Annotated in this window: 14 protein-coding genes and 2 pseudogenes; 10 read left to right on the top strand and 6 right to left on the bottom strand. The window is 73.3% G+C overall.

Annotation, left to right across the window (positions count from 1 at the left end; genetic code table 11):
* Positions 1 to 321: 321 nt before the first annotated feature.
* On the bottom strand, positions 322 to 645 hold the full coding sequence (locus J8M50_RS47045; RefSeq protein WP_010360454.1) for an IS5/IS1182 family transposase: 324 nt from the start codon (positions 643 to 645) through the stop codon (positions 322 to 324).
* 316 nt (positions 646 to 961) lie between these two features.
* On the opposite strand from J8M50_RS47045, the gene J8M50_RS47050 reads away from it, so the two are divergent.
* The 5 genes and pseudogenes from J8M50_RS47050 to J8M50_RS47070 form a co-directional block, all read left to right on the top strand.
* The gene (locus tag J8M50_RS47050; RefSeq protein ID WP_010360453.1) at positions 962 to 1,327 is read left to right on the top strand and encodes a hypothetical protein; all 366 of its coding nucleotides are present in this window, start codon (positions 962 to 964) and stop codon (positions 1,325 to 1,327) included.
* A gap of 18 nt (positions 1,328 to 1,345) precedes the next feature.
* Positions 1,346 to 1,924 (top strand): transposase, encoded by a 579-nt coding sequence (locus J8M50_RS47055; RefSeq protein ID WP_010360452.1) that lies wholly within the window; start codon positions 1,346 to 1,348, stop codon positions 1,922 to 1,924.
* 11 nt (positions 1,925 to 1,935) lie between these two features.
* Positions 1,936 to 2,943 carry an ArsR/SmtB family transcription factor gene (locus tag J8M50_RS47060; protein WP_010360451.1) on the top strand — a complete coding sequence of 336 codons (1,008 nt, stop codon included), beginning with the start codon at positions 1,936 to 1,938 and terminating at the stop codon, positions 2,941 to 2,943.
* Positions 2,944 to 3,353: 410 nt separating this feature from the next.
* On the top strand, positions 3,354 to 4,328 hold the full coding sequence (locus J8M50_RS47065; protein ID WP_010360450.1) for a GerMN domain-containing protein: 975 nt from the start codon (positions 3,354 to 3,356) through the stop codon (positions 4,326 to 4,328).
* 377 nt (positions 4,329 to 4,705) lie between these two features.
* A pseudogene (locus tag J8M50_RS47070) lies at positions 4,706 to 4,889 on the top strand (DUF1918 domain-containing protein); the annotation flags it as partial.
* A 30-nt stretch (positions 4,890 to 4,919) separates the two neighbouring features.
* Here the strand turns inward: J8M50_RS47070 and J8M50_RS47075 are convergent.
* On the bottom strand, positions 4,920 to 5,381 hold the full coding sequence (locus tag J8M50_RS47075) for an OsmC family protein (RefSeq protein ID WP_010360448.1): 462 nt from the start codon (positions 5,379 to 5,381) through the stop codon (positions 4,920 to 4,922).
* 842 nt (positions 5,382 to 6,223) lie between these two features.
* Between J8M50_RS47075 and J8M50_RS47080 the strand changes: the two genes are divergently transcribed.
* On the top strand, positions 6,224 to 8,020 hold the full coding sequence (locus J8M50_RS47080) for a sensor histidine kinase (RefSeq protein ID WP_010360447.1): 1,797 nt from the start codon (positions 6,224 to 6,226) through the stop codon (positions 8,018 to 8,020).
* 130 nt (positions 8,021 to 8,150) lie between these two features.
* Complete coding sequence (locus J8M50_RS47085; RefSeq protein ID WP_119612696.1) at positions 8,151 to 8,690, top strand: STAS domain-containing protein; 540 nt, start codon at positions 8,151 to 8,153, stop codon at positions 8,688 to 8,690.
* On the opposite strand, the gene J8M50_RS47090 is transcribed toward J8M50_RS47085, so the two are convergent.
* Entirely contained in the window at positions 8,656 to 9,675 is a 1,020-nt protein-coding gene (locus J8M50_RS47090) for an Acg family FMN-binding oxidoreductase (protein WP_010360445.1), read from the bottom strand. The two genes, J8M50_RS47085 and J8M50_RS47090, sit on opposite strands and share 35 nt — an antisense overlap.
* Before the next feature lie 309 nt (positions 9,676 to 9,984).
* Between J8M50_RS47090 and J8M50_RS47095 the strand changes: the two genes are divergently transcribed.
* Together J8M50_RS47095 and J8M50_RS47100 are read left to right on the top strand one after the other, a co-directional pair.
* Positions 9,985 to 10,869 (top strand): universal stress protein, encoded by an 885-nt coding sequence (locus J8M50_RS47095; protein WP_010360444.1) that lies wholly within the window; start codon positions 9,985 to 9,987, stop codon positions 10,867 to 10,869.
* Positions 10,870 to 10,955: 86 nt separating this feature from the next.
* Positions 10,956 to 11,966 carry an Acg family FMN-binding oxidoreductase gene (locus J8M50_RS47100; RefSeq protein WP_010360443.1) on the top strand — a complete coding sequence of 337 codons (1,011 nt, stop codon included), beginning with the start codon at positions 10,956 to 10,958 and terminating at the stop codon, positions 11,964 to 11,966.
* A 274-nt stretch (positions 11,967 to 12,240) separates the two neighbouring features.
* Here the strand turns inward: J8M50_RS47100 and J8M50_RS47105 are convergent, their stop codons facing one another.
* Both J8M50_RS47105 and J8M50_RS47110 read right to left on the bottom strand, forming a co-directional pair.
* Positions 12,241 to 12,924 carry a DUF4389 domain-containing protein gene (locus J8M50_RS47105; protein ID WP_010360442.1) on the bottom strand — a complete coding sequence of 228 codons (684 nt, stop codon included), beginning with the start codon at positions 12,922 to 12,924 and terminating at the stop codon, positions 12,241 to 12,243.
* Between the two features lie 284 nt (positions 12,925 to 13,208).
* A pseudogene (locus tag J8M50_RS47110) lies at positions 13,209 to 13,772 on the bottom strand (ATP-binding cassette domain-containing protein); the annotation flags it as partial.
* A gap of 663 nt (positions 13,773 to 14,435) precedes the next feature.
* Here J8M50_RS47110 and J8M50_RS47115 point away from each other — a divergent pair.
* A complete protein-coding gene (locus tag J8M50_RS47115) occupies positions 14,436 to 16,697 on the top strand; it encodes a PAS domain S-box protein (protein WP_079076179.1) in 2,262 nt (753 codons plus the stop codon).
* Between the two features lie 34 nt (positions 16,698 to 16,731).
* On the opposite strand, the gene J8M50_RS47120 is transcribed toward J8M50_RS47115, so the two are convergent.
* Complete coding sequence (locus tag J8M50_RS47120; protein ID WP_010360439.1) at positions 16,732 to 19,041, bottom strand: heavy metal translocating P-type ATPase; 2,310 nt, start codon at positions 19,039 to 19,041, stop codon at positions 16,732 to 16,734.
* Between the last annotated feature and the right edge of the window lie 122 nt (positions 19,042 to 19,163).

Below are 19,163 nucleotides of genomic sequence, written 5' to 3' on the forward strand. Positions count from 1 at the left end.
GTTCATGATCACGGTGGCCGTACTCACGCCCGCAGGCACCCCGCCATCCCGGTGACCAGCCTCAACTTACGACGCAGCCACATCTACAGCTGCCGTGTCAGTGCCACAGGGCAGGCCTCTCGCGCCGTTGGGTGCCAGCTTGCGGCGACCGAGGGAATAATCCGACTCTTACAGGGCCACCACCGATGTGAAGGCGAAAGGGCCCACTGAGGGACTTCCCTATGGGAAAGGCTAAGAATCCGGATAGACCGGCCGTATCGCGAACTCGCTGGCGTATGACCTCTCAGACAGGGGCGCAAGGGGAAGTTGCTCAACGGCTTCTCAGGCGGCTGCCGTGCGCTGGTCTTGTGCCGGCACCGCCTCGGAGCGGCGGTGCCGGCGGGCGAGCCGACGGGGCATGAGAGTGATGAAGGCCCACTGAACATGGGCTTCGGCGTGGGACATGAGACGCTCGTAGTCCCTCGCCTTACGCCGGGCCCGCATCGTCCACGAGTTCAAGCGCTCCACCACCCACAGCTTCGGCAACAAGATGAAGCCCTTCGCGTCGTCGGGGCGAGGCACGACCTTGATGGTGATGCCGAGGGTGTTCTGCGCCCAGGCGGTGAACTCCGCGCCGCCGTAAGCGTTGTCGGCCCAGACCAGCATGATCTCGGGGTGGGCGGCGTGCGGCCGAGTGAGCGGATGACCTTGCCCTGGACCCAACAGATACGGGAAACGATCACATTGCAGATGGGAAGCGATCTTCAAGCCCCTCTCGACACCGCAGATCAACCCCACTCGTGAACACCCGACCGCGTGGACTCCTGGCGACTGCCGTCGTCGAAGACCAAACGGGACCATCTCGCCCAGGTCTACGGTAACGACGCCCTCGTGCTGCTGCGCGAGACGGAGCCGGTGGGACTGCTGCGGCGGATCTTCGTGCAGACCTACCACGTTATCCGCGACACCCGGGGACGGGAAGGTGGTCAGGAAGCGGGAGGCCGACAGCGACGGCGTCCCGCCCTCCCATCTGCGGCTCGCTTCCCCCTACGACCCGGACGCCCGCTGGTCCGCCAAGGGAGACGAACTGTTCTGGCTGGGATGCAAGGTCCACCTCACCGAGACCTGCGACACCGACAGCACGGACAGCACGGACAGCACGGGTACGGACGGCAACACGGGTGGTGCGGTTGACGCCGGTCCCACCGCGGGCGGGGCCCCGAACCTGATCACGGACGTCGCCACCACGGTTTCGACCGCACCGGACGTGACCGCCACCGTCGGCATCCAGCGGCGCCTGACCGAGCACCAGGTCAAGCCCGGCGAGCACTACCTGGACTCCGGCTAACCCTCCGCCGACCTCGTCGTGGCCGCCGCCCGCGAGGGCGTCACCATGGTCACCCCGCTTCTGGCCGACCACTCCCGCCAGGCCCGCGCCGCCGAGGGCTTCGACAAGGCCGCCTTCACCGTCGACTGGAACACCCGCCGGGTCACCTGCCCGGAAAGCCGGACCAGCACCGGCTGGTACCCCGTGAAGCAGCACGGCCACGACGCCATCGTGATCGCCGGCTCCGACTGCCGTCCCTGGCCCTCCCGCGAACGCTGCATCACCGCCGCCCGCGGCAGCCGCATGCTCACCCTGCGGGCCAAGGAACTGCACGAAGCCGTCGCCGCCGCGCGCGCCGAGCAGAAGAGCGACACCTGGCAGGCCAAGTACGCCATTCGCGCCGACGTCGAAGGCACCATCAACCAGGCACTCGACGTCACCGGCCTACGCCGGGCCCGCTACCGCGGCCTGCCCAAGGTCACCCTCCAACACGCCCTCTCCGCCACCGCGATCAACATCGTCCGGCTCGACGCCCACTGGACCAGCCAACAACACGATCAACCCCGCAGGCCCCGGACAAGCCGCCTGTCCCGCCTCGCCTGCCAACTCACCGCATAGCCCCAGCCGAAATGCGCAACAGAGTCGACGCCGAGGACCTCGCGGACACACGGTTCGCCGTATCGCCCTTGCATGAGACCGTGCTCAGCCTGCGGGTGCTGCGCGAGCCAGGACTGTCCGCGCTTCACCTCCCATGGCGCAGGTCCGTTCTGGGCAGACTCAGCGCGCTCGACACCGACCTGCTCATGTCCCTGGTAGCGGCGAGGCGCGCCCTTCCCGACTTCCTGACGCCGCGGCCTGCAAGATTCGCCCCAGCCTTCGAAGAAGAACTGGCCGTCGCCCGCCAGACCTCCGCCGAACTGGTCCGCCGCGATCTGCTGGCCACGCACGCGCCGGACCCGCTCCCCAGTGCTCTGCACGCTGCCACCGCTGCTGACGACGCGCCCGTCGTCAGACTCCGCGACGCCCTCTGCGAGCTCCTGCGGCAGTACTGGGAGGCCGCCATCAAGCCGACGTGGCCGCAAATCCAGCTGCTGCTGGAAGCCGACATGACCTACCGTGCGCGGCAACTGGCCATGGGAGGCGCCCGCCTGCTGTTCGCCGACATGCACCCGAATCTGCGATGGCACAACGGCGTGCTGCACATCGACAAGATGATCGGCAGGCACCGCGTCGCGGCATCCGGCCGAGGGCTGCTACTCGTACCGTCCGTGTTCGCTCACAAGCCCGCGCCTCCTGTCAGCCCGAAGGAACCGCCGATGCTGGCGTACCCCAGCCGCGGAGTGGCGACGCTCTGGGTCCCGGCGCCCATCGCTGACGCGGCTGCTCTCGTGTCCCTTCTGGGTGCTCCCAGATCGAGACTGCTCAGCCTCCTCGCTGAGCCGCTGCCCACAGTCGAGATCGCCCGCCGCCTCAGGGTCACCCCGAGCGCCGTGTCCCAGCACCTGCGCGTCCTGTACGCCACCGGCCTCGTCACCCGGGCTCGCGCAGGACGGCAGGTCCTGTACCGCCGCAGCCCCCTCGGCGACCAACTGAGCGGCCGGCGTCAGCCCCCTGAGCCCGAAAAGGGCTGCCCCTGAGCATCGTTGGCAAGGCCCCGGCAGCCCGATGCAGAGACATCCGGGGCTTTCGCCGTTCAGCCTCGGGCTCGAAGAGCATCCCGACGACACATCCGCCCTCAAGGGGCTGCTTGAAAAGATCCCGGCGGCCGAAGACCTCTTCGTCAGGTGGCTCGCCACTCGTTCCAGGACGAAGGCGACGAGCTCCACCAACCCGGCTGGCACTACGCCCCCTGGTCCGACCGCCACAACCCAGACTGGCCCCGGCAACCGGACGCCCAGCAACGTGCCTAACGTAGCTGAGTGACCGACAGGCCTCTGATCAGCAAAAGGACTTGACAACCCTGGATAAGACCAGCGACGCCTGCCCGTTCGGCACTGGGGATGCCTGGGGGAGAGGTGTCGGATGGAACCGTCGGGAGGAGGCCGCCATGAGCACCGCGAAACCGGCCACGCGCCGGATCCACCGTCCGCTGCTCCTCGCCACGGCCGTCGCGCTGGCGGCGTCCCTGGCGACGGCATGCGGGAACAGCACCGCCGGGAACACCGGGAACACCGGGAACACGGACGGCACGAGCGGGGGAACGACCGGCAACTCCGGCTCCCTGTACGGCCCCGGCGGTCCCGGGTGCTCCGGCGCCGTCGGGACACCCGGCGGCTCCGGTATGCCGATGCGCCCCGGAACCGGGCCCCAGGGGATGCGGACCTCGGTGTACTTCCTGCACGGCGAGCAGGTCTCGCCCGCCCCGCGCACCGTGGCCATGCCCACCACCGTGGCCGGCGCCCTGCGCACGCTCCTCGCCGGCCCCGACCGCTACGAACGCGACCACGGCCGCACCACCGCCATCCCGGCCGGCACCCGGCTGCGCTCCGTCGTGGTGCGCCGGCACGTCGCCACGGTCGACCTGACCGGCCGCTACGACGACGGCGGCGGAACCCTCTCCATGCGGGCCCGGCTCGCACAGGTCGTGTTCACCGCGACCCGCTTCCCGTCCATCCAGAAGGTCGGCTTCGAACTCGACGGCAAGCCGGTGACGGTCTTCGGTGGCGAGGGCATCGTCCTCGACCACCCCGTGGGCCGCGCCGACTTCGAGGACCTGGCGCCGCTCGTCCTCGTCGAGTCGCCGCTGATCGGCGACACCGTCCGCACCCCGGTCCGGGTGTGGGGGAGCGCCAACACCTTCGAGGGGACGCTCAGGCTGAAGCTCACCGACGCGGCCAAGCACACCGCGGCCGACGTCCGGGTCACGGCCACCTCCGGAACCGGCACCCGCGGCACGTTCGACGTGACGATCCCCTACAAGGCGACCCGCTCCGGCGCCGGGACGCTCACCGCGTACTGGAACTCGCCCAAGGACGGCCGTCCGGTGATCGAGGACACGGTCCCGCTGAACCTCCTGCGGTGACCGCCACCGGCCCACGCCCGTCACACCTGGACCGGGCCGTTCAACTGCGCGATGTCGTCCCCACCGTCGCGCGCGGGGGAAGCGGGCCCTTCGGACCGGCAAGTGAGCCGTTCGGCCCATGCTCCGGTGCCGTCCGGGATGAAACGGTGGGAGACGTGCCCGTGAGACGTGCGGCGACGCCGTTCCTCCCGGAACGGATGCCGTACACGGCCTCTCGGGAAGGGGGGTGAGCCGCCCACCCTGGTGCCGGGTCCGCACCGGTCGGGACGGGGAACGACGTCGTCGTCGGAGGGGATCCCCGTACGGTCCGCGGAGCCGGCACCGGGGAGGGCGGCCGTCTCAGGAACGGGAACAGTCCGCGGAAGCAGGTGGTGACCATGCGAGCCCGAATCGGTGACATCCTCGTCGTCGAAAGCCCGACCACCGGTGTCACCCGGCGCGACGGAGAGATCGTCGGACTGCGTCACGAGGACGGCACGCCCCCCTACGACGTGCGCTGGTCGGAGACGCACGAGGTGACCCTCGTGTTCCCCGGCCCCGACGCGCACGTGCGCCGGACGGCCCGCGGGGACCGGACCTGACGTCCCGGCCTCAGCCGATCTCGACCGTGATCCCGGGAGGAGCGCACAGGCTGTTGTGCACGGCGCAGCGGCCGACGACCGCCCGCAGACTCTGTTCCAGGACCGCGGTGAGAGGCGTCGGCGGCAGGACGCGCAGGCGGATGCCCGTGATGCGTGGTGCCGGACCGTCGGCGAGCGTGAAGTCCGCTTTGACCCGCAGGTGTTCGTACGGCTGGTCCAGGAGCCGCAGGAAGCGCGTCGCGTCCGACGCGGCGCAGGAGGCCAGTGCCGAGACGAAGAGTTCCAGCGGGGTGGGCCCGTCGTTGTCGCCGCCCTCCTCGACCGGCTGGTCCACGGTGAGTTCGTGGTCGCGCACGAAGAGGGCGAACGCCCGGTTGGCGACATGGGTGACCTCGATCAGCCCGGGAGGCTCGGCGAGCGCTCTGCGAGGCGTGAGGACATCGGTGTCACGGGCTGGTGAGAGCTGGTTCATGGGACACCTCCTGGGGTGCGGTGGGCGCGGGTGCGGCGACCGGCACGCTCCGGCGCGGTGCGACGTCCCTGGCCGCACACCGCCGCCCTTCTCCCCTGGTGCCCAGCCTCCGGCTTCATCATGGGGCGGCGAGCTGTGCCCGCGAACGGGCCGGTCGGCCCTTTCCGTGGGGACGGTCGGCCCGCAACAGACGTAGGAAGAACACACAAGGGGGCGCATACGGTACGGGGCGCCGCGACCGCCGGCAGGCGTGGAGGAGGCCGGGGGAGGGGAACTCGCCGCGGGCGTCTCGGTCCCGGCCGTCGAGGCACTCTACGGCGTCGGGTCGGTCGCGCTCTGTGACGGACAGCCCCCGGTCAGGAGGTCCGCGCACCGAGTGTTTCGCCCGGGGAGGGCCGGCCGGGGGTGCGGCGACGTGGACGCGCCTACTGCGTTCGTCCGGGAGGAGAGGGGGCCGTCCGGACCTGCCCGCCTGGTCGGTTCGGCGTATTCGCGCCCGTGACACCCGGGTCGGACGCCGGTTGTCGAGAACGCGCCGCTCTCGGGAGGCGGGACGGCCGTAGTCTCCTGGTCAGCGCCCTGGACCCCGGCCGGATCAGCACGACCAGTGCAGCGGAGATGACTTGCCGTGAGGAGAATCCTCAGCGCCGTGCCGTCCGCAGTGCCGACGGCGGAGTCCGGGACCGGTCGTCCCCGCCGTGCTGCCCGCCTGTCCGGTCCTCGCGTCCCCGGTGCCTCCCTCCTCCCACGATGCCGTGCGCCACCCCACCCCGGAACCCAGAGGTGCCCGGCCGAGGGGGAACGGGGGCGATCGATGACCTGGTACACGACGAGCCGACCGGATGCTTGCGGGGGCCGGTGCCGTACCCGGTTCCGCCGAGAGCGCGGGCCCGGTCGAGCCGTCGACCGAGGGTGGGGAGAGCAACGTGAGCACGGAGAGCGGCGAACCGCTGCCCAGGCTGCGGCTGGACGACTTGCTGGACGAGCTGCACGCGCGCATCGGCGCGGTCCGCAGCACGCGCGACCGGGTGCAGTCCCTGCTCCAGGCGGTGCTGGACGTGGGCCGTGGACTGGAACTGTCCCAGGTGCTGCACCGTGTCGTGGAGGCGGCGGTGACCCTGGCGGACGCCGAGTACGGAGCGCTCGGCGTGATCGGGGAGGACCGGAATCTGTCGGCCTTCGTGCCGGTCGGGATGAGCGACGAGATCCAGGAGCGGATCGGGCCGCTGCCGAGGGGCCACGGCCTGCTGGGCACGCTCATCCAGTGCCCGGAACCGGTCCGGACCGCCGACGTCGCCGGTCACCCCGACTTCCGGGGCTTCCCCGAACACCACCCGCCGATGCGGTCGTTCCTCGGGGTGCCCATCAGGGTCCGCGACGAGGTCTTCGGCAACCTGTACCTGACGAACCGGCGCGGCGCGCCCGAGTTCGACGCCGAGGACGAGGCCGTGGTCTCGGCGCTCGCCGTCGCGGCCGGCGTCGCGATCGACAACGCCCGGCTCTACGAGGACGCGCGCCGCAGGGAGACGTGGCTGGCCGCCGCGGCGGAGATCACCTCCGCCCTGCTGGCGGACCGGCCCCAGACAGAGGTGCTGCGGATGGTCACCCGGCACGCCCTGCGGAACGTCTCGGCCGACCTGGGCGCCGTCCTCGTCCGCGCGGACGGCGCCCAGGTGCTGCGCACGGCGGTCGCCGTCGGCGAGGGCGCGGAACTCTTCGCCGGCCTGCGACCGCTTCCACGGGCGGGCCCCCTGGCGGCGGCGTTCACCGGCTGCGGGGCCGTCGTCGTCGACGATCTCTCCCGCGAACTGCGTGCCGGCGAGGAACTGGGTCTCGGAGCGGCCGTACTCGTGCCCCTGGGGGCCGCCGGACCGGCCCGCGGCGTCCTGCTGCTCGCCCGGGGCAAGGGACGCGCGTCCTTCGGGACGGCGGAGACCGGCCCGCTGGTCGGGTTCGCCGCCCAGGCGGCCGTCGGTATCGAACTCGCCGAGCGCAGGAAGCACGCACGGCGGACCGCCACGGAAGAGGAGCGCGAACGCGTCATGGACGACCTGCACGACGTCGCCGTACAGCGGCTGTTCGCCCTGGGGATGGGGCTGGAGGCGCTGCGGAGGCTGGTGCGGTATCCGCCGGAGGCCGTCGAACGGCTGACGCGGCTGGTCGACGACGTCGACACCACCATCAAGCTGATCAGCTCGGCTGTCCTGAGGCTGCGCCTGCGGGAGCAGCCGGGGGTATCCACCCTGTGGGCGAGGGTGGCGGCGACGGTGGAGCAGGCGGCCGGGCCCCTCGGCCTGACCCCCGTCCTGCGGATGGAGGGCATACCGGACGGCGCGACGCCCGGTCCCGTCGCCGACCAGGTGACCGGGGTGCTCACCGAGGCGCTGGACAACGTCGCCCGGCACGCCCGTGCCCGGTCCGTCGACGTCCATCTCGTCGCCGGGGACGGGATGCTGGCCGTCGACGTCACCGACGACGGCACCGGGATTCCCGAGGGAGTGGTCCTCGGCGGACTGGCGGACCTGGAGGTCCGGGCAGCCGCACTGGGCGGCGGCCTCGTGCTGGAGACACCCCCCGGTGGCGGCACCCGCCTGCGCTGGCGCGTCCCCCTCACCGGCCACCCGCGGCCCACGACGTAGCGGCCCGCCAGCAGGACCACCCGAGGCGCGCGCGGTCGGACGCCCCGGCGCGCCCTTTCACCTCCGGTGGCGCCCGAAGGGCCGGGAGCGGGGCCGACCGGCCCCTCCTGCCCGGCGTACCCCTACCGGTATGACAGGGGCGGAACACAACCGGGACGGCGAATCCGTAGCGCTCCAGCGGCTTCGGGAAGAGGAGGCGACGATGCCCGAGTGGTGGACAGGCGGTCCGTCCCACACGGTCCGCCGGTGGTGGGACGGCCGGCGGCAGTTCGTGGAGCTGCACGGCGAGATCGACGTGCTCGCGGTTCCCCCCGGCAGCGACTTCCTGGACGGCACCCCCGGCGCGCGGGCCGACACCGTCGTCGACCTAAGGGACGTCACCTTCATCGACGGCAGCGGCCTCAACGCCCTGCTGCGTACCGCCGTCCGGCTCAGCGCCGCCCGGCACCGCCTGGCCGTCGTGGTCACCGATCCGCTGCACCGGCGCCTCCTGCACCTGGTCGGTCTGGGCCCGGACACCACCTTGCACACGACCGTTCCCGAAGCGGATCCGGCACCGGACGGGACACCCCCGAGACCGGGCCATGACACGCCGGCTGCCGGTACTACCGGCGGCCGGCTGCGCGCCGTGACCGTCACCTCGACGGGGCCGGGACCTGCGGGCCGGTGACGTCCCACGCGTCCTCGTCCATCGCCTGCCCCACCGGCCGACGCGGTGTCGCCGCGCCCTCCGGGCCGTAGCCGAGCCGGATCACCATCTGCGCGTGAGCCTTGCGGCCGTCCGCGCCGGGGACGAGCTGTTCGCGCAGGTCGGGCCATTCCAGGGCCTGATGCAGCAAGGAGGCGCGCAGCCCGTGGGCGGTGGCCACCAGCAGGACGCGCTCCAGGGCCTGCCCCGCCCGCAGCCAGTCGGTCCGCCGGTCGTGCGCGGTCGACAGCACGACGAGCGAGGGACTGCGCTCGAACGAACGCGAGAGCAGGTCCGACGGGTGCCGGTGGGCGCCGAAGTCCCGCAGGGGAAGCCGTTCCCGGAAGTCCTGCGGCCCGAGCACACCGGGCGGCAGGCCGAGACGCTCCTCGTCCGGCTCACGCACCCAGTGACGGCTCTCCGCGGCCCGGTCGGCGTCGGCGCTGTTGCGGTGTTCGGCGTCCCACGTGAGCCGCAGCAGCCGCTCCGTCTCGCGCGGACCGGGCCGGCTCAGCACGGCGCCCTCGTAGTGCGCCGCCTCGGCGAGCTCCGTCAGGACCGCCAGGGGAACCGGCACGTCGTAGAAGGGCAGCCGGCTGCTGTGCCGGTGCCACAGCGCCTCGTACAGCCGGGCGGCCGGCGCACCCCGCGCCGGCCCGCCGAGCCGCACGGTGGCGAGCAGCTCCGGTTCACCGGGGGAGGGCAGCAGCCGGGTCACCGGCTCCCGGCCGAGCCGGGCCACCGCCACCCGCAGGTTGAGGACCGCGCAGCCGACGGACAGGTGCAGGGCGCGGCCCATGGGGTCGGCGTGCCGCAGCCCGCGGTGCGCCGCGGCCAGGACCTCGAACGTCGCGCCGTCCGGGGCGAGACGGAACCGCCAGGGCTGGGTGTTGTGCACGGACGGTGCCGCCACAGCTGCCGAGACCAGTGTCTGCGCCGTGGGAGCACCGAGAGTCGCGGACCACATCGGGACCTCCTTCCCGCCCCGTGCCACGGGGCCGGTGGGCCGGGGAGCGACCCTGCCCAGTGTGCTGACGGCGCGGCACCCCCGTCAGGGGCCGTCCGGCACCCCGGGGTGGACCCAACGGCACCCTGTGGCGCGGTGCGGCCGGTGATGGTCTGGGAGGAGACGGCCGAGAGGGGCGCGTACCGTGCGTGGATCACCGTGGTCGACGGGCCGAGGGCCCTACGCGCTTCCCGCGGCGGGTATCCGCGGTCCTGGGACGCACCCAGGAGCGCTCCGGGCGGCCGTAGAACGGGCCGGGAGGTGCTCATCATGCAGCGTCACGTGACCGCCGGGACCGACGGATCGGCGGAGAGCCTGGCCGCCGCCCACTGGGCGGCCGGGGAAGCCCTGCGACGGGGTGTCGGACTGCGGATCGTCCACGTGTGGCCGCGCCCCCTCACCCCGGGGCGCTCCGGAGCCGTCCACGAACAGGCCGAGCACATCCTCGACCGGGTGGCCTCCGGCGTCCGCGCCGGCCATCCCCGGCTGGCGGTCGTCGAACGGCTCGTGCGGGACGCCGCGGTCGACACCCTGGTCGCGGAAGCGGGCCGGGCGGAGCTGCTGGTGCTCGGCTCCCGGGGACTGGGCGGGCTGCACGGGTTCGTCGTGGGATCGGTCTCCCACCGGGTCCTGGCCCGGTCGACGGCTCCCGTGGTGCTCGTGCGCGCGGGGGTGACGTACGCGGCCGAACACCTGCCGGCCGCGCACGGCATCTCGCCGGAGGAGATACCCGGCCTGCCCTACCGGGACATCGTCCTCGGACTGGACACCTCGCACCCGTGCGACGAACCGGTCGAGTTCGCCTTCGCGTCCGCCCTGCGCAGGGAGAGCGGACTGCGGGTCGTGCACACGTACCGGGTCCCGGACGGCGAGAACGCTCACGGCACAGCCCCCGGGCGGCTGCGCGCGCGGGAGGAACAGGCGCTGGCCACGGCGCTGCGACCGTGGCGCGAGAAGTTCCCGACGGTGACCGTGACCGGGACGGTCACCGAGGGGAGCGCCGCAGCGGAACTCACGCACGCCTCCGCCCGGGCCGCCCTGCTCGTCGTGGGCCGGCGGACCCGGGACGGCCGCGCCGGGCCGTACCTCGGCGCGGTCACGCACGCGGTGCTGCACCACGTGGGCTGCCCCGTCGCCGTCGTCCCGCACGCGTGACCCCGTTGGCCCCACCAGCCCGGACACAGGGCTGGACGGCCCTGTCAGCCCGCCCCGCCAGACGGTCCACGGAAGGGTGGAACACCATGTCAGCGCCGTACGCAACCCCCGTCTCCGCGAGGCCGGGCCACGCGGCCTTCCACCTCGCCCGCGCCGCCGGCACCGCGCCCTCGGTGCACAACACCCAGCCGTGGTCCTTCGTCGACGAGGGCGGGGACCACGGGTTCGAACTGCACGCCGATCCCGGACGGTGGCTGCCCCTGACCGATCCGGGAGGCCGGCAGATGGTCATCAGCTGCGGGGCGGCGCTGTTCAACGTGCGGATCGCCGTGCGGCATCTGGGCTTCCGGCCCGTGGTGACCCTCTTCCCCGACCTCGCGCGCCCGGACTTCCTGGCCCGCGTGCGGTGGGGCGCCCATGCCCCGGTGACCCGTGAAGCAGTCGTGATGGAACGGGCGATGGCCATGCGCCACACGCACCGCGGGCCGTTCGGCCCCGGGCTCCTGCCGTGGTCCCTCGTCGAGGAGCTGCGGGAGCACGCCCGCGCGGAAGGCGCCCTGCTGCAGACCATCGACAATCCGGAGAAACTGAGGATCCTCGTGGCGGCGGTACGGGAAGCGGAGTCCGCGCACCGTGCCGCCCCCGGGCACGTCTCCGAGATCGTCGGGGGATTCGGTCCCGCCACACGACCGTGGCAGGAGCGGGTGCCGCACGACGCCTGCCGTCTCGATCCCGACCGCACGTTCCTCGCGGGGCGCGACTACACGGGCCGCCTGACCGAGTGCGCGAGCGGGATGCGGCGATGGACGGAGCGCTCCGGCACGGTCGCCGTCCTGTCCACCGTCTACGACACCCGCGCCGACTGGCTGCGGGCGGGGCAGGCGCTCCAGCGGGTCCTGCTGTGCGCGGCGGCCCACGGCGTGCTGGCGGCCTTCCACACCCAGCCGCTGGAATTCCCCTCGCGGCGCGCGGAGTTGCAGGACAGGCTGACGGGAGACCGCTTTCCCCAGCTGATCCTGCGGCTCGGCCGCACCCCGGACTCCTGGACCTGCCCACGCCGCCGCCCCGCGCAGACCCTGGCCCCGGCGGCCGGGTGACCCGGCGTCACTCCCTGGTCGGGCCGGCGCCGGCTGAGGCAGGTGGCGGCGAGGGTTCTTCTTGATGGCCGGGCCGGGCTGCCGTGGCCCGGGAGAGCGGACGCGTCGTGCGGGCGGTACCGGCGCAGGGAACCGTGCGGGGGCTCCTGGAAAAGACGGAGGGCCGTCGTCACGCGTGTCCCCCCGGTCGCCGCGCGGGCCTGGCATCGGGCCCTGGCGCACGAGGACCGCCCTCGCGGCGCGTTCCCCGGCCGGCTGCCGTGGCCTTTCGGGGTCAGACGGGAAGTGAAGCACCTGCCTCCGGTTCCGCGCCGCCCTGGTCCAGCCGGAACGGCGGGTAGACGTCGGTCAGCAGGAGGGCGTACGCCAGGACCCGCACCGTCCACCTGTTGAGGCCGGTCACCAGCTCGAAGATGCCGCGCGGATAGACACCGGTGAACAGGAGGGCGACCCCGGCGAAGAACACCAGGACCGAGATGAGGCCGCCCGAGGCCCACAGCACCCTCGGACCGCCGCACAGGAAGCCCAGGACCACGTAATGGGGAAGGGCGAGGAGCCACCACTTCACCAGGACCAGGCCGCGGGAGAGCTCCTTGGGGTAGGCCACCTCCAGGTGCGCGGGGTAGTCGGGGACATCGGCGAGCGTGAAGGGCGGGTAGCGGTCGGTGCCCAGGGCGGCGCCCGCGTAGTAGCCCACCCGCCAGCTCCAGCGCAGGACACCGGCGGTGAAGTCGAACAGGGCCCGCGGATAGCGGCCGGTGAACAGGACGGCGAAGAACGCCACCACGCTCACCAGGGCGCAGGCCACCCACAGCAGGACGAGGACGAGGTAGTGCGGGAGGGCCAGCAGCCACTTGACCAGCCACAGCCAGCGCGACAGCCGGGTGTCGAGGACGGCCGTGAGCCGGACCGGATGTACCGGAGGCGGGGCCGCTTGCGGGGATGCGTGCGATGTCATGGTTGTCGTTCTCCTCGGGATCGGGATCGGAACTGGATGAGAAACGGGACGAGGAACAGGTTCGGCGGACGGCGCGTCACGAGACGGCCCTGAGTCGCCGAGCCGGACGGCCACCCGGGGCCCGCGCGGCTGCGAGGGCGACACTCGCACGGTCACGTCACGCGCCTTCGGCCACGTCACGCGCCCACCGGCCGCTGACGGAAGGCGATCCGGCCCGGCGTCCGGCCGGCGACCTGGACGGCCTCCCGGCCCGACTCGGCCGTCGTGTGCAGGCAGGTGACCGCACCGGTGTCCTCCACGGCACCGACCACCACTCCCCGCCCCGGCGTCCCCAGGTCCTCGCGGGGCAGGACGGCGAACGGCTCGGACCGGACCCTCAGGGGGACCACCTGCTGCGGCTCGCCGTCCCTGAGGACCGCCACCCGGTCGCCCATGGTGAGGGCCTCGACCTGGTCGTGGGTGACATGGACGGTGGTCGTGCCGAGCGGCCGTCGCAGCGCCGCGATCTGGGTACGGGTCCGCACCCGCAGCTTGGCGTCCAGGTTGGACAGCGGCTCGTCCATGAGGACACCGGCCTCCTCGGCGACCCGGTGCCGGACGTCGGCCTTGCGCGGCTTGGCGATCCGCAGGGCGAAGCCCGTGTTGTCCGCGGCCGTCATGTGCGGATGGAGGGCGTGGTTCTGGAACACCATCGCGATGTCGCGGTCCTTCGGCGGCAGCCGGGTCATGTCCCGGTCACCGATGAGGACGGCACCGGAGTCGACGTCCTCCAGTTCGAGATCGTGGACGGCGGGCCGGTCCGTCTTCGGGAAGCGGCGGGTGACCTTGTCGAAGGCGGCCCTTGCCATGAGCCCTCCCTCTCCGTGCCGTGACCCGGGGCGCGGGCGTGCCCCGGGTCACGGCACGGCTCCAGTGTCGTACGCCCGGCCCGGCCGGCAGCAGAGGCCGGACGGCCCCTGCCCCCGGCCGAACGGCTCCCGAAACCTGCGGCCCTTCGCACCGTGCGTGGTCGGGGTGATGGTGCGGCAGGGGCGGAGGCCGGAGGGGGACGGCGGGGCCGCGGGCTGGGCGCGCCTGCTGTGGTGGCTCGTGCCGCGGGGCGAGCCACCGACCGACGGCGGCGTCCGGGTGTTCCGGGCCGCCGCCCCTCTCTGATCCCTGCGCGTCCACCTGCTGTCACCGCCGCTACAGGTGCGTGGACGAGCGTGGCGGGGTTCCTCGCGGCGCCGTCCCGCGGAAATCCTGGCGCGGACGGCCGGACCCGAGCCGCAGCAGTCGAGTGAGAGGACGACGCGGGTGTCGCTGGGAACGCGGAAGGCGGACACGCCTCGAAGCCCTCTCCCGCCCTGCCGGCCCGGTGCGGCGGATCTCCAGAAAACGATGCCCTGCCGAAGCGAAGCGGACAGGTTCGGCAGCCGGGGAACCAGTAGAGGGCATGCGGGAACGCGGGGCCCGCCGATGCGCTGTGATGGCCCGATTCACCGTAGATGTGCCAGCCGGTTGGGATCGACATGGACGACAAGGTCAGGACAGCGTCAGCGGGCGAGGAGCGGTTTCGGGGGCTGTTGGAGGCGGCGCCGGATGCGATGGTGATCGTGGATGACATGGGTCAGATCCGGCTGGTGAACGCGCAGACGGAGTCGTTGTTCGGGTATCGGCGGGCGGAACTGCTGGGTCAGCCGGTGGAGTTGTTGATTCCGGGGCGGTTTCGGGTGCAGCATGCCGGGCATCGGGAGGCGTATGCGGGGGCGCGGCAGGTGCGGCCGATGGGTGCGGGTCTGGAGTTGCACGGGCTGCGCAAGGACGGTACCGAGTTCCCGGTCGAGATCAGTCTCAGTCCGCTGGAGACCGCCGACGGGCTTCTGGTCTCCGCCGCCGTCCGCGACGTCAGCGACCGCAAAGCCGCCGAACAGCGGTTTCGGGGGCTGTTGGAGGCGGCGCCGGATGCGATGGTGATCGTGGATGACATGGGTCAGATCCGGCTGGTGAACGCGCAGACGGAGTCGTTGTTCGGGTATCGGCGGGCGGAACTGCTGGGTCAGCCGGTGGAGTTGTTGATTCCGGGGCGGTTTCGGGTGCAGCATGCCGGGCATCGGGAGGCGTATGCGGGGGCGCGGCAGGTGCGGCCGATGGGTGCGGGTCTGGAGTTGCACGGGCTGCGCAAGGACGGTACCGAGTTCCCGGTCGAGATCAGTCTCAGTCCGCTGGAGACCGCCGACGGGCTTCTGGTCTCCGCCGCCGTCCGCGACGTCAGCGACCGCAAAGCCGCCGAACAGCACATCAACCAGCTCGCCGCCCTGGTCGAGTCCTCCCAGGACGCGATCCTCGCCAAGACCCTCGACGGATACATCACCTACTGGAACGCCGCCGCCCAGCGGCTCTACGGCTACAGCGCCGAGGAGGCACTCGGCCACCACGTCGACATGCTCGCCCTGCCCGACCACACCCACGAGATCACCACGCTCCTGGAACGCCTGGCCCACGGCGAGAAGATCGAGCACTTCGAGACCCTCCGTGTCACCCGCGACGGGCAGTTGCTCGACGTCGATGTGACGCTGTGGCCCACGCGCGCCGCCGACGGCACGGTCGAGGGCGCGTGCGCCATCGTGCGTGACATCAGCGACCGCAAGCGGGCCGAGGACGAACTCCAGGCCCTGTACGAGCAGCAACGGCACATCGCCCTCACCCTCCAGCGCAGCCTGATGGGCACCCCGCCCGCCATCCCCGGCCTGGCCACCGCCAGCCGCTACCTGCCCGCCACCCAGGGCGCCGGCGTCGGCGGCGACTGGTTCGACCTCATCCCGCTGGGGGCGGGCCGGGTGGGCATCCTGATCGGCGATGTCATGGGACGCGGTCTGGAGGCCGCCGCCGTCATGGGCCAGCTGCGGGCCGCCGCCCACGCACTGGCCAAGACCGGCATGGAGCCGCGCCAGCTGATGCAGGACCTCGACGCGATCGTCGCCGACCTCGGCCAGCCCGAACAACTGGTCACCTGCTGCTACCTCGTCCTGGCACCGGACACCGGCGAGGTGACCCTCTGCTCAGCCGGCCACCTGCCCGCCCTGCTGGCCGACCCCGCGGGCGGGGTACGGGAGCTGGAGGCCCCCACCAGCGCGCCGCTCGGCGTCGGCGGCGTCCCGCACGAGCAGACCCGCACCGCGGTACCCCCGGGCGCCGCGCTCGTCCTCTACACCGACGGCTTGATCGAGACCCCCGGCAGCGACATCGGCTACCGGCTCGCCGAACTCACCCGCACCCTCGACGCCGCCTTCGCCACCGTCAGCGGCCTGGAAACCATCGCCGACGGCGTCCTGGCCGCCCTGCTGCCCGACGTCGAGGACCACAACGACGACGTCACCCTGCTCCTGGCCAGGCTGCCCGACGCACCACTGGCCAGCGCCACCACCGCCCTGCCCGCCCTCGCCTCCTCCATCGGTGACGGACGCAGTTTCCTCACCAAGACCCTCACCGTGTGGAACTGCGCCCACCTCGCCGACGACGCCCGGCTCCTGGTCTCCGAAGTACTCACCAACGCCCTTCAGCACGCCCAGGGCCCCCTCGGCCTCCACCTGCGCCGCACGACCGCCGACGTCACCATCGAGATCAGCGACCACAGCCCCCACCTGCCCCAGCCCCGCCTGGCTGCCCCCGACGACGAATCCGGCCGCGGACTCCTGCTCGTCGACACCCTGGCCGACAGCTGGGGCGTGCGCCCCACCGACGACGGCAAGACCACCTGGTTCACCCTCCAGACCCGCCGCGGAGCTCAGTGAGGGGCACTCGTCGCACGGCGTGTGCCTCCTGGCCTCAGGGCGCGAGGGAGAAGTAGTTCTCCTCCTCCTGCGTGAAGTGCAGACGCAACACCGTGTACAGCCCGTACAGGCAGGCCCGCAGGTCGTCGAGCTGCTCCGGCAGCGGGGCGCCGCCCGGCGCGGCGAGCGCGACGTGGGTGGCGAGGCGGCCGGTGAGACGTTCGATCTCGGCGTGGGCGCGGCTCATCGTGGCGGTCGACTCGGGCCCGCCGAGCGCGGGGGCGAGCGCCGGGTAGAGCTGGTGCTCCTCGGCGTACTCGTGCGGCAGCAGCCGCTCGGTGAGCAGCCGGTGGGTCCGGGCCAGCGCGGCGTACGACTTCGGGCCGGGGTCGTCGCACAGGAGGTCCGCGGCCGACCGGACGGCCTCCAGCACGTCCTGGAGGTCGTCGTGCTCGGTGGCGAAGCGCCGGACCAGGGCCTGGGCCGAGGGGCGCAGCGCCGGGCGCGCCGCTTGGCCGCCGCCCAGCGCGCGCAGCGCGTTGAGGATCACCACGACGTCGATCCCCTCCTGGAGGAGGGCCCCGGCGGCCGGCGGGAGCAGCCCGAGGCCGGCCGCCGCCATCGCGGCCAGCGACAGCGCCATCCCGCCGAGCGCGCTCTGCACCGCGATGCGCCGCGACCGCACGGCGACGCCGACCGTGTCGGCCAGGCGGTCCACCCGGTCCGTGGTCAGCACCACGTCGGCGGCCTCCGAGGACGCCGTGGAACCCCGCGCCCCCATCGCCACCCCGACGTCGGCGGCGGCGAGCGCGGGCGCGTCGTTGACCCCGTCGCCCACCATGACCGTGACCGCCCGTCCGCGTTCCGCGCGCACCGCGGCGACCTTCCCGGCCGGATCGAGCCCGGCTCGCACCTCGTCCAGTCCGAGCACGGCGCCGACCTCCGCGGCGGCCTCGGCCCGGTCGCCGGTGAGGAGCGCGATCCGTGTGACGCCCACCGCGCGCAGCCGGCGCACGGTGCGCGCCGCGTCGGAGCGCAGCGGATCACGCAGCAGGACGGCGCCGACGGGCTCCCCGTCCACGGTGAGCCAGGCCACGGCGGCCCCGTCGAGGACGGCCCGGTTGGCCGCCGTGCGGGCCCAGCCGGGCCACCGTGCCGACGGGTCGAGGCGGCCGACGGCCGTGCGGTGCCCCGCGAGGGTCCCGGCGGCGCCGCGTCCGGGCAGCTCCGACATGTCCTCGGGTACGGACAGCCGCAGTCCCCGCCGGCGGGCCGCCTCCACGATCGCGCGGGCCAGCACGTGCGGCGAGAACTGGTCCAGGGAGGCCGCCAGCCGCAGCACCTCGGCCGGGCTGCGGCCCGGCGCGGCGACCACGTCCAGGACCTCGGGCCGGCCCCGGGTGAGGGTGCCCGTCTTGTCCAACAGCAGGGTCCGGGCCCGTCCGAGCGTCTCCAGCGCACCGCCGTCGCGCACCACCACGCCGAGCCGCGAGGCCCGCGACAGTCCGGAGACGACGGCCACCGGCGCCGCCAGCAGCAGCGGACAGGGCGTCGCCACCACCAGCACCGCCACCGCGCGCACCACGGAACCGGTCACCGCCCAGGCCAGCGCGGCGGCGCCCACCGACAGCGGCAGGAACCAGGCCGCGTACCGGTCGGCCAGCCGCACCACGGGCGCCGCCTCGGCCCCCGCCTCCCGGGCCAGCCGGACGATCCCCGCGTAGGTGCTGTCCCGCTCGGCAGCCGTGGCCCGCAGCTCGAACGCGTCGCCCGCGTTGACCACACCGCTGCGCACGCCGTCGCCGGGCGGGCGGCGGACCGTCGCCGCCTCGCCGGTGAGCGCCGACTCGTCCAGCACGGCCGCCGCGCCGCTCACCCGCCCGTCCACGGGGACGACCTCGCCGGGACCCACCACGACCAGGTCACCGACCACCAGTTCGGCGGACGGCACGACCCGCACCTCGGAGCCGGTGCGGCGCCGCGCGGTACGGGGCGCGCGCTCCAGCAGCGCCCGCAGATCACGGGAGGCCCTGCGCTGAGCCGCGGACTCCAGGGTGCGGCCGGAGGCGAGCATCACCGCGACCAGCGCCCCGGCCAGGTACTCGCCCACGGCCAGCGTGCCGGCGAGGGCCAGCACCGCGATCACGTCCACCCCCGCCCGCCCCCGGCGCAGGGTGCCCAGCACCCAGCCGACGGCCGGAACGACGGCGACGGCCGTGCCCAGCGCCCAGCACAGGTCGGCCGGGCCGCGGGAGCCGGACAGCCAGGCCGCGCCGCCGGCCGACAGCGCGGCGGTGGTGACGACGAGGAGGGCGGGTTCGGCGCCCGGAAGCCGGAGCCGCCGGGCCTGCGTGGGGTGCTGCATGAGGGACCTCGCTCGGGCGACGAGGGCGACCGGACACGCGCGGCGACCCGGACGAACGGACCGACGCCCGCCGCGCGAACGCCCTCCCGGCCCAGCCTGTTCGTGCCCCGGCTCCAGGGCGA

The organism is Streptomyces acidiscabies (assembly GCF_020010905.1).
GTDB lineage: Bacteria > Actinomycetota > Actinomycetes > Streptomycetales > Streptomycetaceae > Streptomyces > Streptomyces acidiscabies.